This window comes from Streptomyces sp. NPDC047981, from assembly GCF_040653315.1.
GTDB lineage: Bacteria > Actinomycetota > Actinomycetes > Streptomycetales > Streptomycetaceae > Streptomyces.
On the sequence record NZ_JBEZNQ010000001.1, the window covers coordinates 58,039 to 75,599 of the forward strand.

The following is a 17,561-nucleotide window of genomic DNA, read 5'->3' on the forward strand; positions in this document are numbered from 1 at the left end:
GTTCTCCCTCCATGAACGCTCTCTTCCCTGACGGCTTCCGCTGGGGCGCGGCCACCGCCGCCTACCAGATCGAGGGGGCCGCCGCCGAGGACGGCCGCACGCCGTCCATCTGGGACACCTTCAGCCGGACGTCGGGCACGGTGCGCAACGGCGACACCGGTGACATCGCCGCCGACCACTACCACCGCGTGCGGGAGGACGTGGCCCTGATGAAGGAACTGGGGCTCACCGACTACCGCTTCTCGCTCTCCTGGTCCCGCGTCCAGCCGACCGGGCGCGGCCCGGTCAACCAGAAGGGCCTGGACTTCTACCGCGGGCTCGCGGACGAGCTGCTGGACGCCGGTATCCGGCCGGTCGCCACCCTGTACCACTGGGACCTGCCGCAGGAACTCGAAGACGCGGGCGGCTGGCCGGAGCGGGAGACGGCGGAGCGCTTCGCCGAGTACGCGGGGCTGGCCGCCGAGGCGCTCGGCGACCGGATCGCCACCTGGACGACGCTCAACGAGCCCTGGTGCACGGCCTTCCTCGGCTACGGCTCCGGGGTGCACGCGCCGGGCCGTACCGACGACGCGGCCGCGCTGCGCGCCGCCCACCACCTCAATCTGGGCCACGGCCTGGCCGCCCGCGCGCTGCGCGCGGCCGTGCCCGCCTCGGCCGAGCTGTCGCTGACCCTCAACCTGCACTCGATCAGGCCGGTGTCCTCCTCCCCCGAGGACGCGGACGCGGCCCGCCGGATCGACGCCGTCGCCAACCGGATCTTCCTCGACCCGGTCTTCCACGGCCGCCTGCCGGCCGACCTGGTCGAGGACACGACGGGGATCACGGACTGGGCCTTCGTCCGCGACGGCGACCTGGAAGTGATCTCGACCCCGATCGACTCGCTCGGCATCAACTACTACACGCCCACCGTCGTCGGCGCCGGTGTCTCGGAGTCACCGTCGCCGTACCCCGGTGCGCCGGACCGGGTGCGGTTCGAGCCCGCGCCCGGGTCGCGTACGGCCATGGACTGGCCGGTGGACGCGGACGGTCTCCACGAGCTGCTCGTCCGGCTCCGCGACGAGCTGCCCGGGGTGCCGCTCATGATCACCGAGAACGGCGCGGCGTACGACGACTACGCCGACCCGGAGGGCGCGGTCCACGACCCCGAGCGGGTGGCGTACCTCGACGCCCACCTGGGGGCCGCGCACCGCGCGCTCGCCGACGGCGTCGACCTGCGCGGGTACTTCCTCTGGTCGCTCCTGGACAACTTCGAGTGGGCCTACGGCTACGGCAAGCGGTTCGGGATCGTGCACGTGGACTTCGCGAGCCAGCGCCGTACGCCGAAGGACAGCGCGCGCTGGTACGCGGAGGTGATCAGGCGCGGCGGTCTGGCGCGCTGACCGCGGCGTCGTGTCCGGCGCGCCTGGCCCGGCGGCGCGCCTCGCGGGCGAGGGGCAGGTAGCGCAGCCGTTCGGGGAGTGCGGGCACCACGGCCCGTACGACCCGGGCGAAGCGGCGGAGCCGGCGCTCCTGCTCGTCGGTCCACTCCAGGCCGATGGCGTCGCGGGCCTCCGGCGGCATCAGGCCGACGGTGACGAAGGCGCGGAAGCGGGCGAGGCGCGGAAGGAGCACCGGCCACAGGAGCCTGAGCAGCAGCCGCAGGGGCAGCGGGCCCCGGTCGGGCGGCGGGACGGGCTGGTCGACGGCGGTCAGCTCGCGCAGGACGACGGTGGCCTCCAGCTCGCCGAGCCGCTTGCGGAAGTACGGCCAGAACTCCTCGACGGTCTGGGGCATGTCCCGGTCGTGGATGCCGAGGATGCGGCCGACCTGGAGCCACTCGGCGTACAGCTGCCGTTCCTGGGCCTCGGTGAGCGGGCGGTGGAGCAGGCGCAGGCCGTGCTGGTAGACGGGGAAGCCGGTGGCGTGCACCCAGGAGTAGTGGGACGGGGTGAGCGCGTGGTACCGGCGGCCGTGCGCGTCGGTGCCCTGGATGGTCTTGTGGAGCGCACGGAGCCGGCGCCCCTCCTCGGCCGCGGCCTCGCCGCCGTACACCCAGAGCTGTACGGAGCGCAGCGAGCGCTCGCCCCGGCCCCAGGGGTCGGTGCGGAAGACGGAGTGCTCGTCGACGCCGGCGCCGACGGCGGGGTGGGCGACCTGGAGGGCGAGGGCGGCGGGCAGCATGAGGAGCCCGCGGACGTCCCCGGCGACGCTCCAGAGAACACCCCCGGCGGGGGGTGGCTGGGGCGGCTCGGCCGAGTGCGGTGCGGTCATGCGGGCGTTCCTCTCACGTTCTCAGCCTGCCCCTGCGCGGACCTTCCCGGCAAAGGGCGCAAAAGGATCGGGGCCGCGTCCCGGGCGTCGGCCCGGGGCGCGGCCCCGATCACATGGCGTGCGTAGTGCGTCAGGCGCGGTCGGCGCCGACCGGCTCGCCGACGATGCGGCCGGCCAGGGCGCGGGCCCAGGCCTCGACGTCCTGGTTGAGCTCGCGCTCGGCGGACTCGCGCTCGGTGGCGATGCGCACGGCACCGGCGGCCAGGATCTCCTCGCGCTCGCGGATGCCCTCGGCGCGGGCGGTGGCGATGGCGGCGGCGCCTTCCTCGGTGGCCTGCGAGCGGATGCGGGCGGCCTCGTGGCGCGCCTCGGCCAGCTCGGCCTCGTACTGCTCGCGGATCTCGGCGGCCTGGGCCCGGAGGGCGTCGGCGCGGCCTTCGCCACCCGCGATGGCGTCCTCACGCTCGGTGAGGGTGCGGTTGATCTTCGGCAGGATGCCCTTCGCCAGGATCAGGAAGGTCAGGGCGAACAGCACCACGCCAAGGATCAGCTCAGCCGTCACCGGGTTGAGCGGACCGAGGTCCATGTCGAAGATCGTCGAATTCTGCGCGAGGGTCATGCGCGCATCCTACCTGGTCCAGGATGTGACATTTCAGGCACCAGGACGAGAGTTGACGGCAGAGTTGGCATGTTCGTGCCGGGCGCGCAAGATTCCCGGCATCCAACGGCTACCGGAAGGTAACTAAGGCTGATTGCATGTGCGTCGCCGGTCGAACCCCCACCCAGAATCGGGAGATCCTGTGTCGCCGCTCGCCCCGCTCCACCGCAGATTCCTCGGCGCCGCCGTGTCCGGCGCGCTCGCCGCCGCCACCCTCGCCGCGGCCGCCCCCGGCGCGACCGCCGCCTCCGCCGCCGACGCGCCCCGGCTGAAGGTGCTCACCTACAACGCCTTCCTGTTCAGCAAGACGCTCTACCCCAACTGGGGCCAGGACCACCGGGCCAGGGCGATACCCGCCGCGTCGTTCTACCAGGGCCAGGACGTGGTGGTGATCCAGGAGGCCTTCGACAACTCCTCCTCGGACCTGCTCAAGGCGAACTCGGCCGCCCAGTACCCGTACCAGACCCCGGTCATGGGCCGGAGCAAGACCGGCTGGGACGCGACCAGCGGGGCCTACTCCGCCACGACGCCCGAGGACGGCGGCGTGACGATCCTCAGCAAGTGGCCCATCGTCCGCAAGGAGCAGTACGTCTACAAGGACGCCTGCGGCGCGGACTGGTACTCGAACAAGGGCTTCGTCTACACGGTCCTCGACGTGAACGGCAGCAAGGTCCACGTCGTCGGCACGCACGCCCAGTCCACGGACCCGGGCTGCTCGGCGGGCGAGGCGGCGCAGATGCGCAGCCGCCAGTTCAAGGCCATGGACGCCTTCCTCGACGCCAAGAACATCCCGGCGAACGAGCAGGTCATCGTGGCCGGCGACATGAACGTCGACTCGCGGACGTCCGAGTACGGCACGATGCTGAGCGACGCGGGCCTGGTGGGCGCGGACGCGCGCACGGGTCACCCGTACTCCTTCGACACCGAGCTGAACTCGATCGCCTCCTACCGCTACCCGGACGACCCGCGCGAGGACCTCGACTACGTCCTCTACCGCGCCGGCAACGCGCGCCCGGCGAACTGGACCAACAACGTGGTCCTGGAGAAGAGCGCCCCCTGGACGGTCTCCAGCTGGGGCACGCAGTACACGTACACGAACCTCTCGGACCACTACCCGGTGACGGCGTACTGACCGACGGACCGTGCGTGACGGGTCCGGGTCCTGGGGAAAATCGTTCCCCGAGGCCCGGGCCCTCGTCCGTAGACTGACCGGCATGGCTTGCCGCATCAGTGAACTGGTCATCGAGTGCGCCGACCCCGAGCGGCTCGCCGCGTTCTGGAGCGAGGTGCTCGGCTACGTCGAGGTCGAGCGCGAGGACGACGGCAGCATCGCGATCGGCCCTCCGGACACCGGGTTCGGCGGCGCGCAGCCCACGCTCGTCCTCAGCCCCAACAGCGAGCCGAGGACCGGGCCCCACCGCATGCACTTCGACGTCAACGCCACCGACCGCGACCAGGAAGCCGAGCTGGAACGGCTACTCGCCCTCGGCGCCGAGCCGGCCGACGTCGGCCAGACCGGCGAGGAGAGCTGGCACGTCCTGGCCGACCCGGAGGGCAACCTCTTCTGCCTCCTGCGCACCCGGCTCCGGCCTCTCTGATCCGATCTGATCCGACCTCCGGACCGGCCTAGGAGCGGGCCTCGATCGCGTCCATCGCCGACCCCACCACCGCGCGCATCCGGCTCCGACGGAGGTCGAGGACGCGGGTCGGGTTGGTGAGGCCGTGGGACGCCAGCAGGTTCATCAGGGCCCAGATCGCGTCGGTCCGTCCCGCCAGGGAGATCTCCCGGCCCTCGGGGGCGACGACCGTGGCCTCGGCGGTGCCGGCGAGGAGGCACGTGCGGGGCCAGTCGATGACGTACGAGCCGCCGTTCGGGGACGCGTACAGGACGACGTCCCTGGTGCGGTGCAGGACCGCGAGGTAGTTCATGGGCACGGTCAGCCTGCGGGCCGCGTCGAACGGGGGTGTGCCGTAGGGGGGTTGGATGCGTACCAGGGTGTCGAGCACCGGCCCGTGGTCCTGGAAGTCATGCGTGGGGATCATCCGGAGGAACCGGCCACGGACCAGGACGCCACCGCGGCGCGACCACCGTCGGCCGACGGAGCCGAAGGCCGCTGGGGCACCCGGGAGGCTGTCCACGATCCACCGGGACTCCTCGCCCGGCTCCGTCACCGGCGCGCGCTCCTCGGGGGACGTGCGGGCCCATGCGGCGACGGCGGCGTACCGCGCCGCCGTGTCCGCGTCGAGGCGGCGGAGGTCGATCGTGTCACCGGCCATCACGACGCCTCCGACATCCTCGGAGATCCGCATCTGCCGCAGTTGGCGCCCGGTGAACCGGGTGACGTCGGTCGGCCGGCCCTCCAGGTCGACGACCCTGCAGGTGCGGGTGCCCGCCAGCAGGGCGCTGCGCGGCCACAGCGGGGTGACCTTGCCGGGCGCCTGGTGACCGGGCGGGTCGACCAGAACGGCAAGGCGGCCCGCGGTGACCGCCGACAGGCAGACGGACGGCACCCGCCACTCCTCCGTGACCTCGAAATCCGGTGCGCCGTCAGGCACTTCGGTGTCACCGCGCACCCGCAGTCTCAGGCGGACCAACGGCGTGAACTCGTTCGGGGTGTGGGTGCCCGGGTAGCTCGTGAAGGTCGCCTCGCCCTCGGGCTCGTACCGCACGAGGGCGGCCTCCAGCACGTCGGCCCTGGTCAGCCGTGCCTCCGGACGGGCCTTCGGGGACCCCGGCGCCCGCAGGACGAAGGTGTCGTCGCCATAGCCGTACGGGAAGGCGTCCGCCTCCTCGGCCGTGTCCCGTCGGGTGATCCGGGGGAACAGTCTGCGGGCGGTCGTCCGGGCGATGAACGGGATGGGCAGCGAGCAGGCCAGGCCGGCGACGAGCGGGATCCACGCCCAGTCCGCCCCCTGGCTCCGGGCGACACATCCGAGCACGAGCCCCATGGGGCCCGGAGCGCACAGGACGACGGCGAGCAGCACATGCCCCGCCATCACCCGCGTGTAGCCGCGCTCACCGTCCACTCGACACCCCGTCTACCCGCCGAAGACGTCGTAGGCCCAAAATCCCACGACGCCGACGACGCATATCAGCACCGCCCAGGAGGCGAGGCCGGTGTGCCGTCTCTTCGGGGGTCTGGGGGCCGCGCCCCTGTCCTTGACCCTGCCCTTGGCCGGGCGCTCGGTGCGGGCCCGGGGCGGCCGGGTCTCCGCGGCGGCGACGTCGGCGAGCAGGCGGCGGCAGACCGCGGCGAGTTCGGCCGTACCGACCGAGAGGTCGACGACGGCCTCCGAGCGGGCCGGTGCCGTGGTGCCGCCGTCCAGGAGCCGGCCGGCGCGCAGCCGCGCCTGGTTCCTGCCGCCCGTCGGGGCCAGACTGATCCAGCGCTCCACGTGCTCCCCCCGGATCACGACCCCGCCCCCGCGCTCCCGGTACACGGTGTGCTCCCGCCACAGGACCGCGGCCAACTCCGTGGCCGTCTCCCTGAGTTCCGTGTACATGACCCTCCCCTGTCAGCAAACCCGTGATCGAACAAACACGTGACTCTAGCGTCAGGTACACGCCAGACGACGCGCGGGCCGCCGCCTACGCGCCGAAGTCGTACACCGTGACCGGGATGTCCCGCGCGGTGAGCCGCTCGGCTATCAGCGGCTCGACCCGCGCCCACTTCCCCCCGGCCAGCCCGCAGCCGATCCGCGGCATGTGCACGGAGGCCCCCAGCTCCTCCGCCTTCACCGCGAGCAGACCGAGGGCCGCGTCGATCGCCTCGTACCGCACGGGCACGCCGGTACTGCGTCCCGTCCGCATCCCGCGCTGGCCCACCAGGTTGGCCACCCACACGTACGGCTCGACCTGGACGAACTGGGCCGCGCCCAGGGCGAAGTCGTTCTTCGCCCGCTCCCGGTGCCACGCGCGGTAGGCCTTCTCCGGCTCCGGCCAGCGCCGGGACAGCGCGAGGACGAACCCCTTGCCCCAGCCGCCCAGGTCGTTGCAGACATGCGCGATGATCTTGACGCCCTTGCCCTGCGGCGTACTGGCGTCCCCTCGTACGTACGTGATCCCCGTCCCCACCATGTCCCCACCATACGAGCCGCCACTGACAGCCTCAGCCCTGCGACGGCGGCCGCTCCTCCGTGACCCGGGTGCCGGGGTGGGCGAGGGCGCACAGGAAGGCGACGGCCAGGGCGATCGCCATGGCGTAGAAGACCCACTGGTTGGCCTCGGCGAAGTCCATGCGGATCGCGTCCCCGGCGCCCTTCAGCGCCTGCGCCGCCGGGCCGTCGCCGGTCGGGGCCCGGCCGTCCGGATGGCCGGTGACCGCCTCGGCGACGTGGCGTGCCGTCGCCTCGGCCTCGGCCGGTGGCAGGCCGCGCTCCTCGAGCGTGGTCGTGATCCGGTCCGTGGACACGTGGGTCAGGATCGTGCCGAGCACGGCCATGCCGATGGCGGCCGCGTAGTTGCGGACGGTCTGCGTGATGCCGGTGACCTCGCCGTACGAGGCGCCGATGGAGCGGTTGACCGCGTCCGTGGAGGCCGGGGCCAGCAGGAAGCCGATGCCGGCGCCCGCCATGGCCGCGTACGGCCACTGGTCGTGCATCGACAGGTCGGTCAGCTTCCCGGCCCAGAGGTAGAAGCCCACGGCGCCCAGCGCGCAGCCGATCTTCATGGCCGGGCGGGCCCCGCGCCGGTCGAGGATCTTGCCGCCCCACTGGGAGGCGATGCCGAAGCCGAGGAAGAAGTACAGCAGGTACAGCGCCGCCTGGTTGGCCGAGGCGCTCAGCGACACCTGCGCGTAGACGGAGGCGAAGAAGAACACCGGCACGAAGGCGAGCATCGCGAAGAACAGCACCAGGTTGTCGACGGTGAAGGCCCGGTCCCGGAAGACCTCGAAGTTGATCAGTGGGTGCGTGGTCCGCCGCTCGTAGCCGAAGAACAGCAGCAGGAGCACCAGACCGCCGACGATGCAGGCCCAGGTCGCGACGCTGCTCCAACCCCAGGCCGCCGCCTGCTGGAAGCCCAGCACGCTCAGCGCCATGCCGGCGGCGACGAGCACGGCCCCGACGACGTCGAGGCGTTCCCGCCGCCGGCTCTCGGGGATCCGGGCCAGCATGGTGAGCACGAGCGCGACGACGGCGACCGGCACGTTGACCCAGAAGATCGCCCGCCAGGTCCACTGGGTGAGCCAGCCGCCGAGGAGCGGGCCGAGGGCGGTGAGGGCACCCGACACACCGAAGAAGAGGGCGAGGGCCCGGCCCCGCCGTTCGACGGGGAAGACGGCGATGACGACGGCGAGCGCCGCCGGGAACATCAGGGCGGCGCCCAGGCCCTGGGTGGCACGGAAGACGATGAGCCACGCCTGCGCGAAGCCGTCGTCGGGCACGCATCCGCACAGCACCGACGAGACGACGAAGAGCACGGTGCCCACCAGCATGATCCGCCGGTGCCCGAAGAGGTCGGAGAGCCGCCCGCCGAGCGCGAAGAACGCGGCGAGGGAGAGCAGATAGGCGTTGACGACCCACTGCATCCCGGACGCGGAGAGGCCGAGTTCGGCGGTGATGTTCGGCGCGGCGATCGACACGATGGTCTGGTCGATGAAGGTCATCGACACCGCGAAGAGCATCCCCGCCAGGGCCAGGTTCTGTCGCGGACCAGCCGACCCCGGGACGGCGGCCGGACCGGAGGACGTGGAAGTTCCTGCCATGTACGGATGATCACCTGGCGCGGCACGGTGCGCATGCGGGGCGCACACGCACCACGGCTCTCACTGCGTTGACAGCGAGGGCGCGGAGCCGTACATCATCCCGAGACGGTCCGCGCCTGGCGCGCAGGGACGGGGATGCCGTGGTCCTGGAGTTCGCGGACTTCGAGGACGGACAAGCGCGCTCCCCCGAGCATCTGGAGTCCCTGGTCTTCACCCTGACGCGCTGCAAAGAGGCTCCCTGACCCTGGCTTAAGCGACGGGAGGCGGTGCAGTCGTCCCGCCCGTGCGCCGGTGCCTCCCGGGCCCCGCACCTTCGCGTGCGGGGCCTTCGTCGTATCCGTGGCGTCAACGCCTGACGATCAGTCCCCAGCACTCAGCCGAGGGCTGGGGGGCCGACCGGTAGGGGCCGTTCAGGGCAGCGGGGCGATGTTCCCGTACTCGTCGCACGCGAACGGTGCGGCGCCCGACGCGAACAGGTCGACGGAAGACTCCAACATCCCGACGAACCCGGCGGCTATCTCGGCCTCCACGGGGGTGAGACGCAGCCCCGCTGTGAGCTTCTGCATCACGGTCATCATCGACATCACGTCGTCGTAGGTGTAGATGATGCCGTACTCGGCACCGGTGAACACCGAGCGCATGGGACCCCTTCGGACGAGGTGGACGGCCCACGCCCCGAGCGGGAGGCATCGGCCACTTCCATGAATGCTCTGGCCTTTCGGAGTCTTAGTCCAGGGACCAGCCGCAAAGTTGTCGGATGATCACGCCTCGAGCCCGTTGATCTTGCGGATTTCACCCCCCTGGGGGCTGACGGGACAGCGGCAGACACGTTCACCTGGAGGAGACCTGTTGTTGCCTGCTGAGCGGAGCATGGAGATGGCCGACGAACTGCACGAGAGCATGAGCCGGCGTTCGGCCGAGGGGGCCGGGCCAGAGCCTGAGCTCGCGTTGTTGTCGTTGTCGTACGAGGAGGACATCCCGAAGCTGACGGTGGCAGGAGGGACGGCGATTCCTGGTGGGATCGTCGTGGTCGACGAAAGCGGCGAACCGGTCGCCCTCTACACCGCCGGGCCGGCACCCAGCGCGGCGCCTCAGACCCGGGCCCACCCGATGCCGGGGTACGGATCCGCCATGTTCCTGAGGCCGGCCCCGAAGTAGTCCGCAGCACGTGAGTACCCGGCTCCTTCGCGGCCGATGTCTGAGCCAGGACTCCAGGGCCGGGTGTCCTGAAGGGATCGCTTCGGAGAGTCGAAGCGGTCTTCGACTTTCCGGGGGTGCCGCCCGGCTGCTCGTCGTGAGGCGATGGGGCCGGGCGGCAGGGGCCTCGGGGCGCCCCTGCCGCCGACGGTACGGGCAGCCTGTCGTGCCGTGCCGCCGGCGCGCGGGCTATACGCAGTCGCTGCACCATGCTCCGCGTCCCTGCCGGCGCAGGGGGCGGACATCAATCATGGTGGGGACGATCTTGTGCGTGTGGTGGATCGGGCAGGAGATCGCGTTGACGGTTGCCGCGCCCTCGCCCTGTCGGATCATCACGTACGGGTCGCGCTGGTCGGAGTGGTCATGTGTGACGTCCCAGTCGGGCAGCCACGGGCACGGGCCGAGCGGGACGACGCGCTTCCTGCCGTCGGACTCGATGCGGGTGGGGCGCGTGCTCATGAGGTCGCGTCCGGCTTGGGCTCGTTACGGGTGTCCTTCAGGTTGCCCCAGTCCCACCGGAAGAGCTTCAGGCCGAGCTTGCCGAGCAGGTCGTAGGCCTCGCGGCCGTCGATCGGCGCCGCACCCGTGACTTCGGCGATCAAATCGGGACCGTAGTAGAGCCCGGAGCCGATCAGGATGTGCAGCTCGCGGCTGGCGAGTTCGCTCTCGTGCAGGGGACGGAGGCGAGCCGCGGCGGCCTGTATGTCCTGACGGCTGATGGTGTAGGTCTTCCCGCCGATGGCGCGGGAGACGGTCTCGGGGTACTTGCCGGTGGCCATGGAGCCTTCCTGTGGGTGGGCCGGCGGACGGACCGGCGTAGCGGTGCCCCCGCGCATCATGCGGCAGGGGCGGCATTCTCAGGCGCCGTACTGGGCACCCGGGTTCAGTGTGACGTCGGCGTCTACCTGGAACCGCTCGCGGTTTTCGCCGACGCGGTAGGTGACGATGCGATCGAGTCGTTGGTCAGGCATGGCTCAGTGTCCCCTCCGGATACATGGAAGCCCCCCGCCGGTCGTGGCGGGGGGTCGACGATGGCGATGTGCGCGCCGCGTCCGGTCAGGCCGCCGACGAGGCCGGCCGCGAGGAGGCCGCCTTCTCCGCCGACGATGTCGAAGCGGTTGGCGGCCTGGCTGCCGGGCTTGAGCTGGAGGCCGAGGTCGTCGCCCCAGGTGAGGATGGCGTCTCGGATCCACCGCCCGTGTACCATGATCGCAGATTCTGGGCCCAACCGGCACTGTTCCCACCCCGGAGAACATCGGAATCATCTTCACCACACCGACCGGCGGGCCGATCGCCCCGGACAGCATGACCCGGCACCTCTTCTACGCGGGCAACGGAACCACAGGCCCACCCGCCCCGGCGGTCCGTGTGGGCACCGCAGGTTGGGGCGGCGCCCTGATCGCCCACCGCGGAGACCTGAAAGCATGGACGAAGGCGACGCAGAGGCGCCGGACGGCTATGAGGACCTCCTCGTCCGCCTCGCCGACAACAAGCTGTATGTCTATCCCGGTAGTGGGCGCGGCGCGCCGTGGTACTCCGCCCGCAAGGAGCTCCACCACCCGTCTGAGTCCACGAGGCATTTCTGGGCGGGTCTGCGGCAGATCGTGATGCCCGGCAACATAGACGGAAAGCCCGGCAACGACCTCATCACGGTCGAATGCGTCTGGGAGGACGACAAGGTACCGACTAAGGACCTCAAGTGCGTCAACGGCAAGCTTCTGCTCTACAGCGGACGAAGCGTTTCAGGCGGCGGGCAGGACCAGACCGACCCCTTCAACTTCGCCGAACCGAGAGTCACGGGACTTCACCAACCTTTCCGTGAACGACCTGAACGGCGACGGCACGGGTGACCTCCTCGGCAGGAACCCGGCAGACGGAGTCCTCTACCTCTACCCGGGCTGCCTCAACGATGCCCTCCACTGCCCAGACGGCTTCAAACTCGGCACTCGGACCGCCTACGGAACTGCCGGATGGAACCAGCGCCCCTACCTCGCCTCACCTGGAAACATTCAGGGAGGAGTCACAAGCCACTTCGTCGTGGAGGCAGACGACGGTCCGACGACGACCATCCACTTCAAGCGATTCGAACCCACTGCCGGTGAAGAGTTCGGCGACTTCTGGGCCACAAACCCCCGCCGACCCCGACACGCCCGTGCACTACCTGGACGATGCAGGCAACCCCACGAGCCGGCTCTGCCCCACCGGATGCCTCCTCACCTACCCCGGCGGCCCGACAGCACACAGGCAACCTCGCCTCGCAGGCAACGGCGCCTGGGCCACCGCAATCACCGGCATCTTCTAACCAGCCACCAGCCTGGGGGCGGGCAGGACTCTGCCCGCCCCCAACAGCACCTCCAAGCGCAGCCGCTACCAAACAACTTGCGAAGGGCTCCATGAGACGAGCAGCACGCCAGATCGCCACTCTCAGTGCCGCCACCGGCCTGTTCACTGCGGCCACCCTCGCCGGGTCCGCCCCGGCCGTCGCCGAGGACGAGCCCCTGCGGTTGCACGCCTACGACCAGGCCGCTGCCCCCGGGACGGCACCCCGACTCGCACCCGAGGTGAAGTCCGGTACCCCCGACGGCAAGACCGTGATCGCCTTCTCCACCAAACCGTTGACCGGAGATCCCGGCGACGGCGCAGGCGTCCCCGCAGGGTTCAGCGCGCACGCGAACGACTGCCAGGCGGTCGCCGGTCTCGTCGCCGTCTACGTCTGCGGCCCCTCCGGCCTGTTCGCCGGCTTCGTCATACCCCAGGACGCCACCAACCTGACCACCGTCCACTGGGGCTTCGCGTACGTCCCCAAGGGCGGCGACCTCGCCGCCGGGATCGAAGCCGCACGGACCGCCGGAGCCCGCCCCGCCGACGACACCCACGGCACCGCCAAGGTCGTCGTCAAGACCGCCGCCCACGCAGCCCTCAACACTGTCGACTTCGACCTGCCGACGATCCCCGACGGAGGAACAGCCCGTCAGACGCTCCGAGTCCACGCCAAGGACCCCGGCAGACTCCTTCTCCGATTCGAAACGGCGCAGGGTCAACTCACCCGTATCTCACCGCCCATCCGCGTCGAGGGTGTGACGACCGCACCCGGAGCCTCGTGCAAGGTCCACCACCCCACGCTGCTCGAAGGCACACCCAACCTGGTCTGCCAGCTTGAGCCTGGTGACCACACCCTCTCCTACGAGCTCACGAGCACCCCCGGGCAGTACGCCCAGCTCCTCCAGGCCATCACCAGGTACGGCATCTACGACTTCGGCACCCAGTACAGCGACGTGCACCAGACCAGCACCCCGTTCGCTGTCCAGGGCCGCCCCGTCCTCCCCCGCCACGGCCTGCTCGCCCGCGACGCCTCCGGAGGCCTGTGGTGGTACAGCGGCATCGGCAAGGCCGACACTCCGTTCTACACCCGCCGCCAGGTCGGCACCGGCTGGCAGATCTACAACACCATCGCCAACCTCTCCCCGCACAAGCAGGGCGCCTACTACTGGGCCGACGTCAAGCCGTCCGCCGCCACCCACGGCCTCGGTGACCTCGTCGCCCGCGACGCCTCCGGCACCCTCTGGTACTACGACCGCCAGTTCGTCTCCGACAAGCCCTACGCGGCCCGCGTCAAGATCGGGGGCGGCTGGAACATCTACGACCAGCTCACCGGCGCCGGCGACCTCAACCGCGACGGCCACATGGACCTCCTCGCCCGCGACAAGGCAGGCGTCCTCTGGCTCTACCAAGGCACCGGCACCCTCACCAGCGGCGCCCGGTTCAAGACCCGCGTCAAGGTCGGCGGCGGCTGGGGCATCTACAACCAGCTCGCAGCAGGCGCCGACCTGACCGGCGACGGCAGGGCCGACCTGCTCGCCCGAGACACGTCCGGCACCCTCTGGCTCTACAAGGGCACCGGCAACCCCACCACCCCGTACACGGCACACACCAAGGTCGGCGGCGGCTGGAACGCGTACAACCAACTCGTCGTCACTGGGGACCTGAACGACGACGGCAAGGCCGACGCCGTCGCCCGCGACACCACCGGCACGCTGTGGCTCTACAAGGGCACCGGCAACGCCACCACCCCCTTCACCACCCGCACAAAGATCGGCGGCGGCTGGAGCACCTACAACCGCCTCTTCTAGCCCCCACCAACCCGCCCCGGGACACGCCATCCCGGGGCGGTCCCCCTCAATCCGCCAGCAACGGACCCGACCGCCGTGGTTGCCGAACTCTCCCGGGACCTGCCGTCGTGCTCCGCGGCCCAGAATCGGGCCAGCTTGCCCTGGTCCAGCATCCTCCAAGGCGCGCCGATTCGCGGAGAAGGTCGCTCAATCGCCGTACCAGAAGCCACACGTAGCGGGCCCCTACGCCGGAAGCGCGAACGGTGGACGGGACCCGCTCGAGGATTTGCGCTGCTGCCAGCGCTTGGCAAGCAGCACCCCACATCGCCATGAAAAAGGAACACCACAATGAAGATAGGCAGATTCGGCATTGCCGCCGGGGCTCTGATCCTCGCCCTGGGATGCACGCCTTCATCCTCCGCGACAGAGGACGCCCTGAAGGAAGCGCGCGCCGCATGCGCCCTCAACTTCCCTCCCCCGCAGCGCAACGCAGACGCGCAGACCCACACCAAGATCGCGGACAGCCTCAACCCAAACATCGAGCATGCGAAGCTCGCCGCGCAGAAGGATCGACAGTGGGATGAACTGGCACAAGCCCTGATCGACATACAGAAGATCTCACGGCTGCAAGCAATTACGCGCGCCCCCGGGCAGAACCCCGACACGGTGCGATCTGCCGACAGCGAAGTAGGCGAACTCTTGATGGGGATGCCCGTCGTCACCTTTAGCCGCGAGTGCGACGAGGCCAAGGCGGGCTGAGGTGTAGCAGAGCACCGCCCACCAGCGTGGAGCCGAAGCCACACACCGGCATCCGGCGGTCCGCCCGCGGTTCTGGCTACCGTTGGCCCCCTGTGCACCGACCTGGCGCACGGGGGCCCGTTGGATCCAGAGTCGCCGTGGAACAGGTCGACGAGACGGATAACCCGCGCCAACGTCACATCAGCGACATCTGCTCGTCTGGGCTTCCTGGGCGAACTCTGCTGGGGCGTCTTGCGCGTCGCGTTGGAGTAGCCACCAGCCGCCGATATACACCGCAGCCTGCGGCGCGTGCCGTACGACCGAGGTGGCGGACCGATTCGCCGGTGAACTTGATCACCCGCGCGGCTGAGCTGTGCACGAAACCGCTGGTCACCGCACGGTGCTGGCCGATAGTCCAGCGTTCGTGATCAAGATATAGCTAGCGGCTTCGCCGCGCTCTCACTAGCCCTCACGCCGCTCGCCGTTCCCGCGGCCGCCCAGGCCGTGCCCGCAGTGCCGGCGGCGGCTGAGGTCCTTGCGCTCGCCGACGCCCTGGAGCTGGTCCAGATCGCCGACGAGTCCCGCACTGGCTACCAACGGGACGCCTTCAAGCACTGGAACGCTGGCCTCGACCCCAAGGACGGCTGCAACACCCGCGCGGAGGTACTCCTCGACGAAGCCGCCGTCTCGTCCTTGCTGATACGGGCCATGAGCAGCGCCCGGGCTCCGGGCTTCAGCTCGATGTTTCCCCTGGCCACAAGGCATCCTCCGCGATTCTCTATGACAGTCACAGTGAGACAGCAATACTGTTGCACCGAAGGCAGATGGGGAACGGCACGGCACCGGAAGCGAGGGGTCTTTCGATGGGCACCGAGACCGAGGAGCAGACGTCGACGTTCACCGTCGACGAGCTGGCCGCGCGCGCGGGGGTCACCGTGCGGACCGTACGGTTCTACAGCACCAAGGGGCTGTTGCCGCCGCCGGCCATCGGGCCACGGCGGGTCGGACGGTACGGGGCCGACCACCTCTCCCGGCTCGCGCTGATCGAGGAGCTCCAGCGGCAGGGCATGACGCTCGCCGCCATCGAGCGGTATCTGGGCCAGCTGCCGCCCGACCTCAGCGCACGGGACCTGGCCGTCCACCGCGCGCTCGTCGCCTCCTGGGCGCCCGAGTCCGCCGAGGAGATCACCCGGCGCGAGCTGGAGCGGCGCGCCGGACGCGCGCTCGCCGACGCGGACGTCGACCGGCTGGCCGCGATGGGCGTCCTCGACAAGGGCGCGGACCCGGACGTCTTCCGGCTGGACGCCACGCTGCTGCGGCTCGGGGTCGAACTCCTCGACGTCCCCATCGCGCACGAGACGATCCTCGCCTCCCGCACCGTCCTCCTCGAACACGCCCGCGCCGCCGCCCACGAGCTCTCCCGGCTCTTCCGGGACGAGGTGTGGAACCCGTACCGGGAGAGCGCCGAGGACCCGGACCACGTCGCCGCGATGAAGTCGCTCTCCGCGCACATGCAGCCGATGGTGATCCAGGCCCTGGTGACCGCGTTCCAGCGGTCGTTGCGGGAGGAGCTGAGGGAGGCGTTCGGTACGGAGGGGTCCGAGACCGGGCCCCGCTAGCCGAGCAGCTTCGGCACGGTGCCCGGGGTGAGGCCGATCCACACGGTGTCGCTCTCCTGGATGATGTAGAGCGGGTCCCTGCGCACATCCCATCCCAGGGGAACGACGTGGAACCTGCCGTCCCGTTCGAGGAGCAGCCGCAGCCCGGTGTAGCGGTAGCGGTGGAGCAGCCCGCTCGGCAGGACCTCCTTCGTGATCGTGCCCCGCGGGCGCGTCGGCAGCGCGAGCGGGCGGCTGCTGAGAACCACCACTCCGGTCCACTGCGTGACGCGGCGCGCGTGGGCCACGGCATCCCGGTGCGCGGCCTGCTGAGTGAGTTGGGTGAGCGTCCAGAAGAGAAAGACCGCCGACGCGAAGATCGGCAGCGCCATGCGCCGGAATCCCTCGGGCCGCCGCCCCTCGGCGTCCGGCAACTGGCCCAGGAGCAGGCCGAGGGCGATGACGAGAGAGGCCACCCAGCCGTACGGCTGGATCTCCACCCAGAGCGCGAGCAGGACGAGCCCGACCACCACGACCGGGAGGTACAGGCGGCCGACCACGACTTCGGCCCTGGACGGCTCCGGCCGGGCCCGGGCGTGGATCCAGGGCCCGGCGACGATCAGCACGAGCACCCCGGCGCCCACCAGGACCTCCACTCTCAGCAGATGCAGGCTCTGGGTCACCTGCTCGCCGAAGCCCAGGTCGAGCACGCTGAGGGAGACGTGGAAGTACGCGAAGAAAGTACTGGTGTACATCGCCCCCAGATAGAACATGAGTGCGGCGATGAACGTGCCCTGGGCGATCACGATCTTGAGCAGCGCGGTGGGACTGTTCAGCCCCGCCTCACGCGCCGGCTGCGTCGGCTCCGGCGCGTGGTGCGGATCCTCCCGGAAGGGATGGTTCACGTGCCGTCGGGGTCGGGCAGTTCCTCCGGAACCCGCGGTGTCCCGGGGTCCGTGGTCGCGGTCGGCGGAGGCGCGAAGGTCGGCGTCCGGTCGTCGTCGCCCGTCGCCGTCGGCGGGCCCGGCGGCTGCGTGACCTCACCGTCCTCCGGGGGCGCCGTGTACTCGTCCCCGCCCGGATCCTCCTCCGTGTCCCCGCCCGGGTCCTGCTCCCCCTCCGTCTCCTCCGTCACGACCGACGGCGACGGGTCCACGGGCTCCTTCTTGTCGGGGTCGCACCCGGTGAGCAGGGCGACGCCGCACGTGCTCAGCAGGGCCATGGAGACGACCCGGATCCAACGACCGGTCTTCACCCGCATCCGACCTCCTCAGATCGGCTGCGAGCGTAGGCGGCCGCGCCGCGC

General features: G+C 70.7%; 21 protein-coding genes. 8 read left to right on the forward strand and 13 right to left on the reverse strand.

Annotation, left to right across the window (positions count from 1 at the left end):
- The first annotated feature begins 11 nt into the window (after window positions 1–11).
- Window positions 12–1,379 carry a GH1 family beta-glucosidase gene (locus AB0E14_RS00265; RefSeq protein WP_362409641.1) on the forward strand — a complete coding sequence of 456 codons (1,368 nt, stop codon included), beginning with the start codon at window positions 12–14 and terminating at the stop codon, window positions 1,377–1,379.
- Here the strand turns inward: AB0E14_RS00265 and AB0E14_RS00270 are convergent.
- Window positions 1,354–2,250, reverse strand: coding sequence for an oxygenase MpaB family protein (locus tag AB0E14_RS00270; protein WP_362409643.1), 897 nt, complete (start codon window positions 2,248–2,250; stop codon window positions 1,354–1,356). The genes AB0E14_RS00265 and AB0E14_RS00270 overlap by 26 nt on opposite strands.
- A gap of 130 nt (window positions 2,251–2,380) precedes the next feature.
- Window positions 2,381–2,869, reverse strand: coding sequence for a hypothetical protein (locus AB0E14_RS00275; RefSeq protein WP_362409645.1), 489 nt, complete (start codon window positions 2,867–2,869; stop codon window positions 2,381–2,383).
- Between the two features lie 181 nt (window positions 2,870–3,050).
- Between AB0E14_RS00275 and sph the strand changes: the two genes are divergently transcribed.
- Both sph and AB0E14_RS00285 read left to right on the forward strand, forming a co-directional pair.
- Complete coding sequence (gene sph / locus AB0E14_RS00280; protein ID WP_362409647.1) at window positions 3,051–4,040, forward strand: sphingomyelin phosphodiesterase; 990 nt, start codon at window positions 3,051–3,053, stop codon at window positions 4,038–4,040.
- Window positions 4,041–4,122: 82 nt separating this feature from the next.
- A complete protein-coding gene (locus tag AB0E14_RS00285) occupies window positions 4,123–4,506 on the forward strand; it encodes a VOC family protein (RefSeq protein ID WP_362409649.1) in 384 nt (127 codons plus the stop codon).
- A 28-nt stretch (window positions 4,507–4,534) separates the two neighbouring features.
- Here AB0E14_RS00285 and AB0E14_RS00290 read toward each other — a convergent pair whose 3' ends face one another.
- The 5 genes from AB0E14_RS00290 to AB0E14_RS00310 form a co-directional block, all read right to left on the reverse strand.
- Window positions 4,535–5,905, reverse strand: a complete 1,371-nt coding sequence (locus AB0E14_RS00290) for a hypothetical protein (RefSeq protein WP_362409651.1) — start codon at window positions 5,903–5,905, stop codon at window positions 4,535–4,537.
- A 42-nt stretch (window positions 5,906–5,947) separates the two neighbouring features.
- The gene (locus tag AB0E14_RS00295) at window positions 5,948–6,412 is read right to left on the reverse strand and encodes a hypothetical protein (protein WP_362409653.1); all 465 of its coding nucleotides are present in this window, start codon (window positions 6,410–6,412) and stop codon (window positions 5,948–5,950) included.
- An 85-nt stretch (window positions 6,413–6,497) separates the two neighbouring features.
- The gene (locus tag AB0E14_RS00300; RefSeq protein ID WP_362409655.1) at window positions 6,498–6,986 is read right to left on the reverse strand and encodes a macro domain-containing protein; all 489 of its coding nucleotides are present in this window, start codon (window positions 6,984–6,986) and stop codon (window positions 6,498–6,500) included.
- 31 nt (window positions 6,987–7,017) lie between these two features.
- Window positions 7,018–8,613: an MFS transporter gene (locus tag AB0E14_RS00305; protein ID WP_362409657.1), complete on the reverse strand. Its 1,596-nt coding sequence runs from the start codon at window positions 8,611–8,613 to the stop codon at window positions 7,018–7,020.
- Window positions 8,614–9,023: 410 nt separating this feature from the next.
- Window positions 9,024–9,254: a hypothetical protein gene (locus AB0E14_RS00310; protein WP_362409659.1), complete on the reverse strand. Its 231-nt coding sequence runs from the start codon at window positions 9,252–9,254 to the stop codon at window positions 9,024–9,026.
- 235 nt (window positions 9,255–9,489) lie between these two features.
- On the opposite strand from AB0E14_RS00310, the gene AB0E14_RS00315 reads away from it, so the two are divergent.
- The gene (locus AB0E14_RS00315) at window positions 9,490–9,771 is read left to right on the forward strand and encodes a hypothetical protein (RefSeq protein ID WP_362409661.1); all 282 of its coding nucleotides are present in this window, start codon (window positions 9,490–9,492) and stop codon (window positions 9,769–9,771) included.
- 228 nt (window positions 9,772–9,999) lie between these two features.
- On the opposite strand, the gene AB0E14_RS00320 is transcribed toward AB0E14_RS00315, so the two are convergent.
- From AB0E14_RS00320 to AB0E14_RS00330, 3 genes are all read right to left on the reverse strand, one after another.
- Complete coding sequence (locus AB0E14_RS00320) at window positions 10,000–10,269, reverse strand: hypothetical protein (RefSeq protein WP_362409663.1); 270 nt, start codon at window positions 10,267–10,269, stop codon at window positions 10,000–10,002.
- Window positions 10,266–10,589 (reverse strand): hypothetical protein, encoded by a 324-nt coding sequence (locus AB0E14_RS00325; protein ID WP_362409665.1) that lies wholly within the window; start codon window positions 10,587–10,589, stop codon window positions 10,266–10,268. The genes AB0E14_RS00320 and AB0E14_RS00325 overlap by 4 nt, the downstream gene beginning before the upstream one ends.
- Before the next feature lie 122 nt (window positions 10,590–10,711).
- The gene (locus AB0E14_RS00330; RefSeq protein ID WP_362409667.1) at window positions 10,712–11,017 is read right to left on the reverse strand and encodes a hypothetical protein; all 306 of its coding nucleotides are present in this window, start codon (window positions 11,015–11,017) and stop codon (window positions 10,712–10,714) included.
- A gap of 217 nt (window positions 11,018–11,234) precedes the next feature.
- On the opposite strand from AB0E14_RS00330, the gene AB0E14_RS00335 reads away from it, so the two are divergent.
- The 3 genes from AB0E14_RS00335 to AB0E14_RS00345 all read left to right on the forward strand — a co-directional run bounded on the left by AB0E14_RS00335 (window position 11,235) and on the right by AB0E14_RS00345 (window position 14,678).
- Window positions 11,235–11,660: a hypothetical protein gene (locus AB0E14_RS00335; protein ID WP_362409669.1), complete on the forward strand. Its 426-nt coding sequence runs from the start codon at window positions 11,235–11,237 to the stop codon at window positions 11,658–11,660.
- A gap of 543 nt (window positions 11,661–12,203) precedes the next feature.
- The gene (locus AB0E14_RS00340) at window positions 12,204–13,940 is read left to right on the forward strand and encodes a VCBS repeat-containing protein (protein WP_362409671.1); all 1,737 of its coding nucleotides are present in this window, start codon (window positions 12,204–12,206) and stop codon (window positions 13,938–13,940) included.
- Window positions 13,941–14,267: 327 nt separating this feature from the next.
- Complete coding sequence (locus AB0E14_RS00345) at window positions 14,268–14,678, forward strand: hypothetical protein (protein ID WP_362409672.1); 411 nt, start codon at window positions 14,268–14,270, stop codon at window positions 14,676–14,678.
- A 441-nt stretch (window positions 14,679–15,119) separates the two neighbouring features.
- Here the strand turns inward: AB0E14_RS00345 and AB0E14_RS00350 are convergent, their stop codons facing one another.
- Window positions 15,120–15,254, reverse strand: a complete 135-nt coding sequence (locus AB0E14_RS00350) for a hypothetical protein (protein ID WP_362409674.1) — start codon at window positions 15,252–15,254, stop codon at window positions 15,120–15,122.
- A gap of 266 nt (window positions 15,255–15,520) precedes the next feature.
- Between AB0E14_RS00350 and AB0E14_RS00355 the strand changes: the two genes are divergently transcribed.
- Entirely contained in the window at window positions 15,521–16,276 is a 756-nt protein-coding gene (locus AB0E14_RS00355; protein ID WP_362409676.1) for a MerR family transcriptional regulator, read from the forward strand.
- Here AB0E14_RS00355 and AB0E14_RS00360 read toward each other — a convergent pair.
- A complete protein-coding gene (locus AB0E14_RS00360; protein ID WP_362409678.1) occupies window positions 16,273–17,160 on the reverse strand; it encodes a hypothetical protein in 888 nt (295 codons plus the stop codon). The two genes, AB0E14_RS00355 and AB0E14_RS00360, sit on opposite strands and share 4 nt — an antisense overlap.
- Complete coding sequence (locus AB0E14_RS00365) at window positions 17,157–17,516, reverse strand: hypothetical protein (protein ID WP_362409680.1); 360 nt, start codon at window positions 17,514–17,516, stop codon at window positions 17,157–17,159. Before AB0E14_RS00365 ends, AB0E14_RS00360 begins: the two co-directional genes overlap by 4 nt.
- Window positions 17,517–17,561: the final 45 nt, after the last annotated feature.